Origin of the sequence: Flavobacterium facile (assembly GCF_036321945.1) — a bacterium.
GTDB lineage: Bacteria > Bacteroidota > Bacteroidia > Flavobacteriales > Flavobacteriaceae > Flavobacterium > Flavobacterium facile.
On sequence record NZ_JAZAYT010000023.1, the window covers coordinates 29566 to 43949 of the forward strand.

Consider the following 14384-nt stretch of genomic DNA (forward strand, 5'->3'; position numbering starts at 1 on the left):
TTACAACTTAAGAATATAAAAAATGCCCCGATACATATCGGGGCATTTTTGTTTTTATGATGTTTTAAAATCTGCTAAGTTAATTATCTACAAACTATGTTGTTTTAAATAATCCACCGCATATCTTCCTTCATTAAATAAAAGATCTAAAATGGATAAATTATTAATGAAACCATGTTTGTCATCAAAAACTTGAGTGTAAGGTTCAATTTGAGTGCTGTCTTTTTTACCATTCACCAAATAACGAAAGTCGGTTTTGTCTGTAACTTCATGGAAGTATTCTGTAGTTTTTTCAAAAGGAATAGAAATGCCTAAAGCTTCATTTACCAATTCAAATATCTCGAAGTTCAAGTCTAACATAAATTCGTGTTTCTTTTCGAATAAGGGTCGCAAATCATCCACAAAATATTCGTAAAACGGAGAGTTTTTATAAGCGGCTTCTAACGATTTAAAATGGTTCTTTTGCCAATTATGTTGATTGTCTATTTTGATGTCTTTAAAGTTAGTGTTTGCACTGTCATGCTTCACTGATATGTTTAATAGTTGAATTCCGTTTGGACTATAAATGTACATTCGGTTTCTATTAGTTTGTTTTTGAAACGTATCTTCCACTTCAAACGTAACCGTTTTTGCATCAATCATTGCAATGTAATGGCTGATAGATGGAAAATAAGTTGGGTAAATTAAAATGTCATTCTGGTTCATAATTCTATTGTAATGAAAAAAGAGTTGCAAACTAAATTACAACTCTTAAATTATTTAAAGTAAATCTGCTTCTTTTTTCTTTTTCTTACCTCTATACCAATCCCAAGCAAAATATCCAGCCAAAAGGATTAAGAAATATTTGAAATAAGATTCTGGTTGCCCTTCGCCACTTACCGTTGTAAAGAAACGTTCGGTTCTAAATTTATTGAATAAACCTTTTGCATTCCAATCTAAACTCATCCAAATAAAAATTGGTTTACCTACAATATGATCAGCTGGTGTGTATCCAAAATAACGCGCATCTAACGAATTATGTCTGTTGTCTCCCATCATCCAATAATAATCTTGTTTGAACGTGTAAGAATTGGCTACTTTTCCGTTAATTTTTATCTCATTGCCTTTAACTTCTAAAGTATTACCTTCATATTCCGTAATAATGATTTTATATAATGGTAAAGTTTCTTTGTTTAAAGCAACTGTTTTTCCAGCTTGTGGAATATAAATTGGACCAAAATTATCTCCATTCCAATCATTGGTTACTGAAGGTTTTCCGTCTTCGAAATCAGGAAATACTCCATCTTTTGGACCTTTTTGTATAATTCTATTAACAGATTTAATTCCTGAAACTGTTTTTAATTTCTCTGCACCTTCAAAAGTTAAAGCAGAAATAAATAAAGTATCTCTAGTTTCATTTTTAAAACCAGCACGATCAGTAACATTTAATTCTTTTAAAATGCCTTCAAAGTCAATTGATGTATTCATATCATATGTAACTTCGTAAGAATATTGTGGTTTCGCTCTTTCGGGTAAAATTAATTCTTTACCATTTACAAAAACAATTCCGTTTTTAATTTGTAAACTATCGCCAGCAATTCCTACACAACGTTTTACATAATTTGTTTTTTTATCACGAGGTTTGTCAATTCTTTCTGTGGCAGGTAAATACATGTTAGAAAGTGTATCTCTTGGCCAGTTGAAAACAACAATGTCGTTGTTTTTTATTTTTTCTAAAGCTGGAAATCTGAAATAAGGAAGTTGTGGCTTACTTAAGTAAGATAGTTTTTTAATTACAGGAATTGAATCATGAACCATTGGTGCGGCTATTGGTGTCATCGGTGTTCTTGCGCCATAATGAAATTTACTTACAAATAAGAAATCTCCAATTAATAAAGATTTTTCTAATGAGGAAGATGGAATTACAAATGGTTGAATGAAATATGTATGAACGAAAGTAGCTACAATTAAAGCAAACGTTAAAGAACCTAAAGTATCTAAAGCTTTTGTCGCTGGTTTTGTATCGCGTTCCGCTTCGTATGAAACTTCTTGTGTATAATTTACATATCCTATATATAATCCTAATGTTACAACACCTAACCACATATCTGCTGTAGTTTTCTTACCGAATGTACGAAGTGTTTCAATCCAAATTACAGGTAAAATCAACAAGTTGATTACAGGTAAAAATACTAAAAACATCCACCATTTTGGACGGTTTATAATTTGCATTAATACAATTCCGTTATATACAGGAACAAATGCTTCCCAAGCTTTTCTACCAGCTTTTATATATAATTTCCAAGTGCATATTCCGTGTAAAGTACTAATTATTAATACCGTAATAATCCAAGATGTCATTTCCATAGTTTCTTATCTATATTTATTTTGTAAATCGTAAATCGTAAATTTTTAACTTATATTCCCAAAACGTCTTTCATAGTGAAAACGCCTTTTTTACCAACTAACCATTCCGCTGCAATTATTGAGCCTAAGGCAAAACCTTCTCTACTATGAGCAGTATGTTTTATTTCAATTTGGTCCACTTTACTGTCGTAAAAAACAGAATGTGTTCCAGGAATGTTTTCTATTCTTTTAGCGTCAATATAAATCTCGTTCGTTGAAGCGTTGTCTAATGTCCAATTGGTGTAATCTGTATTTTCTATAATTCCTTTAGCTAAACTAATGGCTGTTCCACTTGGCGCGTCTAATTTTTGTAAGTGATGAATTTCTTCCATTGAGACGTTGTAGTCTTTAAGGTTTTTCATCATTTTTGCCAAGTAATTATTCAGTTCGAAAAAAATATTTACCCCTAAACTAAAGTTAGAACCATAAATAAAACTTCCGTTTTTTTCTTGGCATAAAGTTACCATTTCATCGTAATTTTCTAACCAACCTGTAGTTCCTGAAATTACAGGAATATTGTGGTTTAAACATTCTGAAATATGATGGACTGCACTTGTAGGAACACTAAAATCAATAGCGACATCAGCGTTCAGTAATCCGTCAAAACTTTCAGAACTTCCTTTTCTTAAAACAATTTCATGTCCGCGTTCTAAAGCAATGTTTTCAATTACTTTGCCCATTTTTCCGTAACCTAATAATGCTATCTTCATATTGATTAGTTGTAGAGTTGTGTAAAATGTTACAAAAGACTTTAAAATTGATAGGTTAAAGTAAATCCAACATCTTGTTTGTATGTATAAGGATTGGTTTGTAAGTCTGGTTTTAAAGATAAATCGTCATTAACATTAAATTGCAATAAATGCGCATCAACATTAGCATCAACAATATTTAAAATATATAAACCAGCGGTAATAAGTACCGATAAATCTCTGTTTTTTTGATAAAATTTTTGACCTCGAATTACGCTTTCAGTCGTTAAACGGCCATAAGTAGGGTCAGAAGTGTCAATTGCACCGCCATTTGCCAAACGTTTTTTATATTCATTTCTGTATTGATTGTGTTTTTTGTTACTATCAATAATAAAATAAACTCCGGTACCAATGGCACCATAAACGATTGGAATTTTCCAATAACGTTTGTTGTACGTTTGTCCTAATCCTGGTAAAATTGCAGAATAAAATGCTGCTTTTGCTGGCGATAATGGATTAATATCGCCTTTTACAGTTTCTTTTGTTTCAATTTTTAATTCTTTTTTTTGAGCGACTGAAAATTGTGTGCTCAAAAATATAAAAACAAATATGTAAAGAAGTTGCTTCACTAGTTGTTGATTAATTTCATAATTCTATTAAAGTCTTCTTCAGAATGAAAAGGAATAGAAATTTTTCCTTTACCATTAGCCGCTACGTTCACATCTACTTTAGTACCAAAAAAATCAGCAAAAGTTTTCTTTTGTTCTGTAGGGATTTCAAAAGATTTTGTTGAAGCTGGTTTGTCTGTTTTTGGTTTTAAACCTTCTTGATATTTTTTCACTAAAGCTTCTGTGTCTCTAACAGATAAATTCTGAGTAACAACAGTATGATAAATATCGCTTTGTGCGTCTTGATCTTCAATATTAATTAAAGCTCTACCATGTCCCATCGAAATAAAACCATCTCTCATTCCAGTTTGAATGATTGGATCTAATTTTAATAAACGTAAGTAGTTCGTAATAGTAGAACGTTTTTTACCAACGCGCTCGCTCATTTCTTCCTGAGTTAAATTTACTTCTTCAATTAATCTTTGATAAGAAATAGCAACTTCAATCGGATCTAAATCGTGACGTTGAATATTTTCTACTAATGCCATGATTAACGATTCGTTATCGTTCGCTAATCTGATGTATGCCGGAATGGTAGAAAGTCCTAATAATTTTGAAGCACGTAATCTTCGCTCTCCAGAAATTAATTGGTATTTATTAAATTCTAATTTTCTAACAGTAATTGGTTGAATTACACCAACTTCTTTGATAGATTTGGCTAATTCTTGTAAAGTTTCTTCATTGAAATTAGTTCTTGGTTGAAACGGATTGATTTCAATAAAATTAATATCAAGTTCAATGATGCTTCCTACAACTTTATCTGCACCTTTATCCTCAACCGACTTAATATCGTTTGAAGGATCACTTAAAAGTGCCGATAATCCTCTTCCTAATACAGGTTTTTTTACTGCTTTTGTCATTATATAGTGCTGTTTTTCTTGATAATTTCTTCTGCTAAATTTAAGTAATTGGTTGCGCCTTTACTGGTTGCGTCATAATTAATGATGCTTTCACCGAAACTTGGTGCTTCACTTAATTTAATGTTTCTTTGAATAATGGTTGTAAATACCATGTTGTTAAAATGCTTCTGAACTTCTTCCACTACTTGGTTTGATAAACGTAAACGAGAATCGTACATTGTTAAAAGTAAGCCTTCAATATCTAAAGCTGGATTGTGAATTTTTTGTACACTTTTTATCGTGTTCAATAATTTCCCTAAACCTTCCAATGCAAAATATTCACATTGAATTGGAATCACAACACTGTCAGCAGCGGTTAACGCATTTAAAGTTAACAAACCTAATGATGGTGCGCAATCAATAATAATATAATCGTATTCTTCTTTTATGTCATTTAATGCTTGTTTCAGCATGTATTCTCTGTTTTCCTTGTCAACCAATTCAATTTCAATGGCAACTAAGTCAATATGTGCTGGAATTATCCAAACATTTGGAGCAGTAGTAGCAATTACACCATCTTCAGCTTTGTTACTATGTTCTAATATTTGATAGGTTCCAATTTCTACGGTTTCCACATCAATTCCTAATCCAGAACTAGCGTTAGCTTGCGGATCTGCATCTATTAATAAAACTTTTTTCTCTAAAACACCTAAAGCTGCGGCAAGATTTATTGAAGTTGTTGTTTTTCCTACACCACCCTTTTGATTGGCAATTGCAATGATTTTACCCATTTTTTCTTTTAAAATTTTCGAAGCGTAAAAATACAATTATTTATGGTATAACCAACCCAATTTTATTAACATTGCGTTAAACTCTTTATTTCAGTGTATCTTTGCTATTAAAATTATTTTTTTTGTAAATTTGACATCTAAAATTTTCCAGAGTGGTAGAAGAAAAAGTTATTTTAGTGGACGCAAATGACAATCCTATTGGGTTAATGAATAAGCTAGAAGCACACGAAAAAGCATTGTTACATAGGGCTTTTTCTGTTTTTATTTTGAATGATAAAAAGGAATTGATGTTGCAACAACGCGCGCATCATAAATACCATTCACCTTTATTGTGGACGAACACTTGTTGTAGTCATCAACGTGAAAATGAAACAAATATCCAAGCAGGAACAAGACGTCTTCGCGAAGAAATGGGTTTCGTAACAGAGCTAAAGGAAATGTTTCATTTTATTTACAAAGCACCTTTTGATAACGGTTTAACAGAACATGAATTAGATCATGTGATGATAGGATATTATAATGATGTTCCTGTTATAAATGATGACGAAGTGGAAAGTTGGAAATGGATGAAAATTGAAGACATAAAAAATGATATGATTACCAATCCAGACATTTATACCGTTTGGTTTAAAATAATTTTTGAAGAATTTTATCATCATTTTGATGAAAATTTATAAATAAACAAATGAAAGTAACAGTAAGTAGAAAAGCACATTTTAATGCAGCCCACAGATTATATCGCAAAGATTGGTCTATGGAAAAAAACGATGCGATTTTTGGTAAATGCAACAATCCAAATTATCATGGGCATAACTACGAATTAATAGTTAGTGTTACCGGTGAAATTGATCAAGAAACAGGTTTTGTAATAGATGTGAAAATTTTAGCAGATTTAATTAAATTACACATTGAAGATGCATTCGATCATAAAAATTTAAATTTAGATGTTCCAGATTTTGAAAATTTAAATCCAACAGCTGAAAATATTTGTGTTGTGATTTGGCAAAAATTGAGAACACATATTAATGTCAATTTAGATTTAGAAGTGGTTTTATACGAAACACCTCGAAATTTTGTTTCTTATAAAGGAGAATAAATGAAGTTATATCCATTAACATTTAAGCCTATTTTTAAAGAACGAATTTGGGGTGGAACGAAATTGAAAGATATTTTAAACAAATCTTTTGATGGAAATAATATTGGTGAAAGTTGGGAATTGTCAACGGTTGCTAATGATGTTAGTGTGGTTTCTAATGGGGGATTTGCCGGATTAAGTTTAAACGAATTAATCGAAAAATATCCAACAGAACTATTAGGTTCAAAATCAATTGAGGAATTCGGATTAGAATTCCCTTTGCTTTTTAAGTTTTTAGATGCGAAAGAGGATTTGTCTATTCAAGTACATCCAAATGACGAATTAGCCAAACAAAGACACAATTCATTCGGTAAAACCGAAATGTGGTATGTGATGCAAGCCGATGAAAAGGCAAGATTGGTTGTCGGATTTAAAAATAAAACTAATAAAAAAGACTACTTAATACATTTAGAAGATAAAACCTTAGTTGGTATTTTAAATGAAACGTCTGTTAAAAAGGGCGATACGTTTTTCTTAGAAACCGGTACGGTTCACGCTATTGGAGCTGGAGTTTTAATTGCTGAAATCCAACAAACAAGCGATATTACTTATAGATTGTACGATTGGGATAGAGTAGATGTTGATGGTAATGGTAGAGAGTTGCATAATGATTTAGCAGTTGAAGCGATTAATTACGAGGAAACCAATACTAAAGTACAATATCAAAAAGAAACAAACGAAAGTGTTAATTTAGTAACATGTCCCTTTTTTACCACTAATATTTTGGAAGTATCTGGAAATTACAATTGGAAAAAGAAAAATGAATCTTTCACAGTTTTAATGTGTACAGAAGGTGACTTTGCGTTAGTTACGTCTAATTTTAAAGCAGAATTTCAAAAAGGCGATACGATTTTAATTCCTGCAATAATGGATGAATTTCAAATTATTGGAGAAACTTCTCTACTGGAAATTACAATTTAATTAGCAGCGTATCAATATATTGTTTACTTTTGCACCATAATTTTTAAAAATAACAAAATGGCAAGCGTTAAAAACTTGAAAAAAGAAATAAACTACGTTTTAGGAGATATCTTAAACATAGTATACATTTGGGAAATGACTTCTGGTGGAAAACCAACTGAATCATCTGAGGCTTTAGTAGGAGATATCTACGATGCATTCGATGCTTTAATGGTGAAAGTTAACCAAAAAGATGTTGAAAATAAAAAAGCACATTACAAATTAGTTAAAGAAGAATTCGAAGTTGCTGCAAATCAATTTGTTGCAAAAGTGAATGGATTAAACTAAAAAAAAAGGCAAAAAAAAACATTTATTTTTTTTGCAAATTAAAATTTCAAGGCTATATTTGCACTGCAATATGAGTCGCCGGTGTAGCTCAGCTGGCTAGAGCAGCTGATTTGTAATCAGCAGGTCGTGGGTTCGAGTCCCTCCACTGGCTCAGAAAAAGGTAATCTTAGGATTTCTTTTTTTCCTTTTTTTAAGGAAATTCATATTGTATATAAGGCAATTTGCCGGTGTAGCTCAGCTGGCTAGAGCAGCTGATTTGTAATCAGCAGGTCGTGGGTTCGAGTCCCTCCACTGGCTCAAAAAAAGGTAATCGAAAGATTGCCTTTTTTTATTTTATACCATTTCTAAAATTCTATTTACTTTCCTTCATTTTATAATTTAACGTTTTATTGTTTTTTAAATAATTTTCGTTTTCTTTTTTTTCGTAATTTTACTAAACAGATTTTTTTTCAGAATAAATGAAAAATTTTATACAAATACTATGCGTGCATAGTATTTTTTTCTATATTTGAAAAAAAATCCTATGCAAGATAAGACAATTGATTACGTTTTAAGATATACTTGGCAAACTGTTGCTAAAATGTATAACGAAGAAGCGGCTAAATATGGTGCGACAATGGCTACAGGATTTGCTTTGTTAAGTATTGATAAAGATAAAGGTATTCCATCAACAGCTTTAGGTCCAAGAATGGGAATGGAAGCAACAAGTTTAACAAGAACTTTAAAGTCGATGGAAGAACGAGGATTAATCGTTCGTAAAAAAAATCCAGCAGACGGAAGAGGCGTTTTAATCTTTCTTACAGAAGAAGGAAAACTTAAACGTGAATTGTCAAAAAAAACCGTACTTCAATTTAATGAAGTGATCAAATCTAAAATTACAGAAGCGCAACTTCAAAACTTTATGGAAGTGGCCGAAATTATAAACGAACAAATTCTAGAGAAAGAAATTTTCGATAAAAATATCATATCAAACAAGTAAACACAATATAATAGTATATATAATGAAACGTAATATTAAAAAAGTTGCTGTTATTGGTTCAGGAATTATGGGAAGCGGAATTGCTTGTCATTTTGCAAACATCGGAGTAGAAGTTCTTCTATTGGATATTGCGCCTAGAGAATTAACAGAAGCAGAAACAAAAAAAGGATTAACTTTAGAAAGTAAAGTGGTTCGAAACAGATTGGTAAACGATCATTTAGCCAATGCGCTAAAATCAAAACCATCACCAATTTATCATCAAAGTTTTGCTAGTAGAATTGTTACTGGAAATACAACAGATGATATGGCGAAAATCGCTTCTTGCGATTGGATTATTGAAGTGGTTGTAGAACGTTTAGATATCAAACAAAGCGTTTTCGAACAAATTGAAAAATTCCGTAAACCAGGAACGTTAATTACTTCAAACACATCTGGAATTCCAATTCACTTTATGAGTGAAGGTAGAAGTGAAGACTTTCAAAAACATTTCTGTGGAACGCATTTTTTCAATCCAGCACGTTACTTAAAATTATTCGAAATTATTCCAGGACCACAAACTTCATCTGAAGTATTAGATTTTTTAAACGGTTATGGAGAAAAATTCTTAGGAAAAACTTCAGTAGTTGCTAAAGACACACCCGCTTTTATCGGAAACAGAATCGGAATCTTCGGAATCATGAGCTTGTTTCACCAAGTAAAAGAAATGGGTTTAACTATTGAAGAAGTTGATAAATTAACCGGGCCAGTTATTGGTCGTCCTAAATCAGCAACTTTCCGTACTGTGGATGTAGTTGGTTTAGATACTTTAGTTCACGTAGCTAACGGAATTTACGAAAATTGTAAAACAGACGAAGTTTTAGACTTATTCAAATTACCAGAATTCATCAATAAAATGATGGAAAATAAATGGTTAGGAAGTAAAACGAATCAAGGTTTCTACAAAAAAGAAGGAAAAGAAATTCTGTCTTTAGATTTAGATACCTTAGAATATCGCGCGGCTAAAAAAGCTTCTTTCGGCACATTAGAATTAACTAAAACTATCGATAAACCAATTGATAGATTTAAAGTGTTAATCACAGGAAAAGATAAAGCGGGAGAATTTTACCGTAAAAACTTCGCTTCAATGTTTACGTATTGTTCGAACAGAATTCCTGAAATTACAGATGCCTTTTACAAAATTGACGATGCGATGAAAGCTGGTTTCGGTTGGGAAAATGGTCCATTCGAAATTTGGGATGCTATCGGAGTTCAAAAAGGAATTGAATTAATGCAAGCAGAAGGCTATCAACCTGCAAGTTGGGTAACTGATATGTTAGCTTCTGGAAATTCGTCTTTCTATTCTATAAAAGAAGGTGCGACCTATTTCTACAATATAGATACAAAACAAACAGCAAAAATTTCAGGACAAGACGCTTTTATTATTCTAGACAACATTCGCGAAAGCAAAAAAGTGTGGAACAATAGCGAAAGTATTATTACCGATTTAGGTGACGGAATTATCAATTTAGAATTCACTTCTAAAATGAATTCTATCGGAGCTGGCGTTTTACAAGGTATCAACAAAGCAATTGATATGGCTGAAAAAGGGTACGAAGGTTTAGTTATCGGTAACCAAGGAACAAATTTTTCTGTTGGTGCGAATTTAGCAATGATCTTCATGTTAGCCGTTGAGCAAGAATATGACGAATTAAACATGGCTATCAAAATGTTCCAAGACACGATGATGCGTTGCCGTTATTCTTCAATCCCAGTAATTGCTGCTCCTCACGGAATGACACTTGGTGGTGGTTGCGAATTAACGATGCACTCAGATAGAGCAGTTGCTGCCGCAGAAACGTATATCGGATTAGTAGAATTTGGTGTTGGTGTAATTCCTGGCGGTGGTGGTTCTAAAGAAATGGCGCTTCGTGCATCAGATTTATTTAGAAAAAATGATGTGGAATTAAATGTATTACAAGAGTATTTCTTAACAGTTGGTATGGCGAAAGTCGCAACTTCTGCTTATGAAGGTTTCGATATTGGTGTACTTCAAAAAGGAAGAGATATTGTTGTCGTAAATAAAGACAGACAAATTGCTACGGCAAAACAAGTCGCTTTACAAATGGCAAATCAAGGATATACACAGCCTGTGAGAAGAACTGATATTAAAGTATTAGGAAAACAAGCTTTAGGAATGTTCTTAGTAGGAACAGACCAAATGGTAGCTGGACAATATATTTCAGAACATGATCAAAAAATTGCTAACAAACTTGCTTACGTTATGGCGGGTGGCGATTTATCTGAACCAACTTTAGTTTCTGAACAATATTTATTGGATTTAGAACGTGAAGCTTTCTTGTCACTTTGTACAGAAAGAAAAACATTAGAACGTGTTCAATTTATGTTAACGAAAGGAAAACCTTTAAGAAATTAATTTCGAAACACAGTTTAAAGAGATAAGAGATTTTAATAATTTTTTAGATTTCTCGAATTTCTCCAATCCGTGTTCAATAAAAAAATAAATATTATGAAAACAGCATATATAGTATCAGCATATAGAACTGCAGTTGGAAAAGCACCAAAAGGTTTATTTCGTTTTAAAAGACCTGACGAATTAGCCGCAGAAACTATCGAACACATGATGGCTCAATTGCCAAATTTCGATAAAACACGTATTGATGACGTAATGGTTGGAAACGCCATGCCAGAAGCAGAACAAGGTTTAAACGTAGGTCGTTTAATTTCTTTAATGGGATTAAAAGTAACTGATGTTCCAGGTGTAACTGTCAACAGATATTGCGCTTCTGGATTAGAAACAATCGGAATGGCAACAGCAAAAATTCAATCAGGAATGGCACATTGTATCATTGCTGGTGGAGCGGAAAGTATGAGTTATATTCCAATGGGTGGTTACAAACCTACTCCAGATTATAAAGTCGCTGCCGCTGGTAATGAAGATTACTATTGGGGAATGGGTTTAACAGCTGAAGCCGTTGCGAAACAATTCAATATTTCAAGAGAAGATCAAGATAGATTTGCATTCGAATCACATATGAAAGCTTTAAAAGCGCAAGCAGATGGGAAATTCGATAGTCAAATTGTACCAATTAATATAGAACAAACGTTTGTAAACGAAAACGGTAAAAAAGAAACAAAATCGTATGTTGTTTCAAAAGATGAAGGTCCAAGATTTGGAACTACTGTAGAAGCTTTAGCGAATTTAAAACCAGTATTTGCTGCTGACGGTTCTGTTACCGCAGGAAATTCTTCTCAAATGAGTGACGGTGCCGCTTTCGTTTTAGTCATGAGCGAAGAAATGGTGAAAGAATTAAACTTAGAACCTATTGCACGTTTAGTAAACTTTGCTTCTGCAGGTGTAGAACCAAGAATCATGGGAATCGGACCAGTAAAAGCGATTCCAAAAGCTTTATCTCAAGCAGGATTAACATTAAAAGATATCGATTTAATTGAATTGAACGAAGCCTTTGCTTCTCAAGCTTTAGCAGTAACTCGCGAATTAGGTTTAAATCCAGATATCATCAATGTAAATGGTGGTGCGATTGCTTTGGGTCATCCACTTGGTTGTACAGGTGCAAAATTATCAGTACAATTATTCGAAGAAATGAAATTAAGAAAATCAAAATACGGTATTGTTTCTATGTGTGTCGGAACGGGACAAGGAACTGCCGGAATTTATGAATTAATGTAAAAATAAATAGAGGAATACAGATTTAAGAAGCATTGAAATTTTTAAATCTGTGTTCCAAAATAAAAACTTTAAAATAATATACAAAATGGAAGATATTACTAGAGGAGGACAATTCCTTGTAAAAGAAACAAAATGTGAAAACGTTTTCACACCAGAAGATTTTAACGAAGAGCAAATTATGATGCGTGATTCTGTAAAAGAATTCGTAGATAAAGAACTTTGGGCACACAAAGATAAATTTGAGAAAAAAGATTACGCTTACACAGAACAAACCATGCGTAATGCAGGTGCTTTAGGTTTCTTAGGTGTAGCTGTTCCGGAAGCATATGGCGGATTAGGAATGGGATTTGTAAACACAGCTTTAGTTTGTGATTATATTTCTGGTGCAACAGGTTCGTTCTCAACTGCTTTTGGTGCGCATACTGGAATTGGAACGATGCCAATTACTTTATACGGAACAGAAGAACAAAAATTAAAATATGTACCAAAATTAGCTTCAGGTGAGTGGTTTGGTTCATACTGTTTAACAGAACCAGGAGCAGGTTCAGATGCCAATTCAGGAAAAACTAAAGCAGTTTTATCAGCAGATGGAACGCATTATTTGATTTCTGGGCAAAAAATGTGGATTTCAAACGCAGGTTTTTGTAATGTAATGATTGTTTTTGCTCGTATCGAAGATGATAAAAATATTACAGGATTTATTGTAGAATATGATAGAGAAAATTTAAACGGAATCACTTTAGGTGAAGAAGAACATAAATTAGGAATTAGAGCAAGTTCAACAAGACAAGTTTTCTTTAATGATACAAAAGTTCCTGTTGAAAATATGTTAGCTGGTAGAGGCGAAGGTTTCAAAATTGCTATGAATTCATTAAATGTGGGTCGTATTAAATTAGCAGCAGCTTGTTTAGATGCACAACGTAGAGTAATTTCTGGAGCTGTAAAATATGCTAATGAAAGAATTCAATTTAACACACCAATTTCAAGCTTTGGAGCTATTCAAGCAAAAATTGCTGAAATGGCAGCGAATTGTTATGTAGATGAAAGTGCGACTTATAGAGCAGCTGGAGATATTCAAAACAGAATTGAAGCACGTGAAACTGAAGGAAATACACATCAAGAAGCAGAATTAAAAGGAGTTGAAGAATATGCTATTGAATGTTCTATCTTGAAAGTGGCTGTTTCGGAAGATGTTCAACACTGTTCAGACGAAGGAATTCAAATTTTTGGAGGAATGGGATTCTCTGAAGATACACCAATGGAATCGGCTTGGAGAGATGCTCGTATTGCTCGTATTTACGAAGGTACAAACGAAATCAATCGTATGCTTTCTGTAGGAATGTTGGTTAAAAAAGCGATGAAAGGTCACGTAGATTTATTAGGTCCAGCAATGGCTGTAGCCGAAGAATTAATGGGAATTCCATCTTTTGATGTGCCAGATTACACAGAATTATTGGCTGAAGAAAAAGAAATGGTTGGCAAACTGAAAAAAGCATTTTTAATGGTGGCTGGAGCAGCAGTTCAAAAATTTGGAGCTGAACTAGAAGCACACCAACAATTATTAATGGCAGCTTCTGATATGTTAATTGAAATTTACATGGCAGAAAGTGCTTTGTTAAGAACAGAAAAAATGGCTAAAAAATTAGGTGCTGATAAAGTAGCGGATCAAATAGCTATGACACAATTATATTTATACAACGCAGTTGATGTTGTAACTCAAAAAGGAAAAGAAGGAATTGTTTCTTTTGCTGAAGGCGACGAACAACGTATGATGTTAATGGGATTACGCCGTTATACAAAATATGTAAATATGCCAAACGTAGTGAAATTACGTGAGCAAATTGCCGCTAAAGTAATTGCAGAAAACAATTACTGTTTTTAATTATTAGTTTGTTTGTAAAAAAAAGTCCTGAGAAATCAGGACTTTTTTTATTTCTGTATTTGCCTTCCATCTTCCAACTC

14 protein-coding genes and 2 tRNA genes are annotated in these 14384 nt (G+C 32.7%); 10 read left to right on the forward strand and 6 right to left on the reverse strand.

The features are described 5' to 3' along the window. Nucleotides 1-87: 87 nt before the first annotated feature. The 6 genes from UEQ13_RS01015 to UEQ13_RS01040 are packed head-to-tail and all read right to left on the reverse strand — an operon-like array spanning nucleotide 88 to nucleotide 5372. Nucleotides 88-705: a WbqC family protein gene (locus tag UEQ13_RS01015; RefSeq protein WP_329804493.1), complete on the reverse strand. Its 618-nt coding sequence runs from the start codon at nucleotides 703-705 to the stop codon at nucleotides 88-90. Between the two features lie 54 nt (nucleotides 706-759). Continuing rightward, on the reverse strand, nucleotides 760-2346 hold the full coding sequence (lepB, locus tag UEQ13_RS01020; protein WP_329804494.1) for a signal peptidase I: 1587 nt from the start codon (nucleotides 2344-2346) through the stop codon (nucleotides 760-762). A 50-nt stretch (nucleotides 2347-2396) separates the two neighbouring features. Continuing rightward, nucleotides 2397-3095 carry a 4-hydroxy-tetrahydrodipicolinate reductase gene (gene dapB / locus UEQ13_RS01025; RefSeq protein ID WP_329804495.1) on the reverse strand — a complete coding sequence of 233 codons (699 nt, stop codon included), beginning with the start codon at nucleotides 3093-3095 and terminating at the stop codon, nucleotides 2397-2399. A 41-nt stretch (nucleotides 3096-3136) separates the two neighbouring features. After that, entirely contained in the window at nucleotides 3137-3667 is a 531-nt protein-coding gene (locus UEQ13_RS01030) for a DUF5683 domain-containing protein (protein ID WP_329804496.1), read from the reverse strand. A gap of 35 nt (nucleotides 3668-3702) precedes the next feature. Beyond that, nucleotides 3703-4602 carry a ParB/RepB/Spo0J family partition protein gene (locus UEQ13_RS01035; RefSeq protein WP_329804497.1) on the reverse strand — a complete coding sequence of 300 codons (900 nt, stop codon included), beginning with the start codon at nucleotides 4600-4602 and terminating at the stop codon, nucleotides 3703-3705. Further along, nucleotides 4602-5372 carry a ParA family protein gene (locus tag UEQ13_RS01040; protein ID WP_329804498.1) on the reverse strand — a complete coding sequence of 257 codons (771 nt, stop codon included), beginning with the start codon at nucleotides 5370-5372 and terminating at the stop codon, nucleotides 4602-4604. The genes UEQ13_RS01035 and UEQ13_RS01040 overlap by 1 nt, the downstream gene beginning before the upstream one ends. Nucleotides 5373-5524: 152 nt before the next feature. On the opposite strand from UEQ13_RS01040, the gene idi reads away from it, so the two are divergent. The 10 genes from idi to UEQ13_RS01090 all read left to right on the forward strand — a co-directional run bounded on the left by idi (nucleotide 5525) and on the right by UEQ13_RS01090 (nucleotide 14304). Then, nucleotides 5525-6049 carry an isopentenyl-diphosphate Delta-isomerase gene (idi, locus tag UEQ13_RS01045; RefSeq protein WP_329804499.1) on the forward strand — a complete coding sequence of 175 codons (525 nt, stop codon included), beginning with the start codon at nucleotides 5525-5527 and terminating at the stop codon, nucleotides 6047-6049. Between the two features lie 8 nt (nucleotides 6050-6057). Next, a complete protein-coding gene (locus UEQ13_RS01050; RefSeq protein WP_329804500.1) occupies nucleotides 6058-6468 on the forward strand; it encodes a 6-pyruvoyl trahydropterin synthase family protein in 411 nt (136 codons plus the stop codon). Beyond that, nucleotides 6469-7428: a type I phosphomannose isomerase catalytic subunit gene (locus UEQ13_RS01055; protein ID WP_329804501.1), complete on the forward strand. Its 960-nt coding sequence runs from the start codon at nucleotides 6469-6471 to the stop codon at nucleotides 7426-7428. 57 nt (nucleotides 7429-7485) lie between these two features. Next, nucleotides 7486-7755, forward strand: coding sequence for a hypothetical protein (locus tag UEQ13_RS01060; protein ID WP_329804502.1), 270 nt, complete (start codon nucleotides 7486-7488; stop codon nucleotides 7753-7755). 77 nt (nucleotides 7756-7832) lie between these two features. Beyond that, nucleotides 7833-7906, forward strand: a tRNA-Thr gene (locus UEQ13_RS01065). Between the two features lie 72 nt (nucleotides 7907-7978). Next, nucleotides 7979-8052 (forward strand) — tRNA-Thr (locus tag UEQ13_RS01070). 226 nt (nucleotides 8053-8278) lie between these two features. Then, the gene (locus tag UEQ13_RS01075) at nucleotides 8279-8734 is read left to right on the forward strand and encodes a MarR family winged helix-turn-helix transcriptional regulator (RefSeq protein ID WP_329804503.1); all 456 of its coding nucleotides are present in this window, start codon (nucleotides 8279-8281) and stop codon (nucleotides 8732-8734) included. Nucleotides 8735-8756: 22 nt separating this feature from the next. After that, nucleotides 8757-11147, forward strand: coding sequence for a 3-hydroxyacyl-CoA dehydrogenase/enoyl-CoA hydratase family protein (locus UEQ13_RS01080; protein ID WP_329804504.1), 2391 nt, complete (start codon nucleotides 8757-8759; stop codon nucleotides 11145-11147). A gap of 93 nt (nucleotides 11148-11240) precedes the next feature. Further along, nucleotides 11241-12422: a thiolase family protein gene (locus tag UEQ13_RS01085; RefSeq protein ID WP_329804505.1), complete on the forward strand. Its 1182-nt coding sequence runs from the start codon at nucleotides 11241-11243 to the stop codon at nucleotides 12420-12422. Nucleotides 12423-12507: 85 nt separating this feature from the next. After that, complete coding sequence (locus UEQ13_RS01090; RefSeq protein WP_329804506.1) at nucleotides 12508-14304, forward strand: acyl-CoA dehydrogenase family protein; 1797 nt, start codon at nucleotides 12508-12510, stop codon at nucleotides 14302-14304. Nucleotides 14305-14384: the final 80 nt, after the last annotated feature.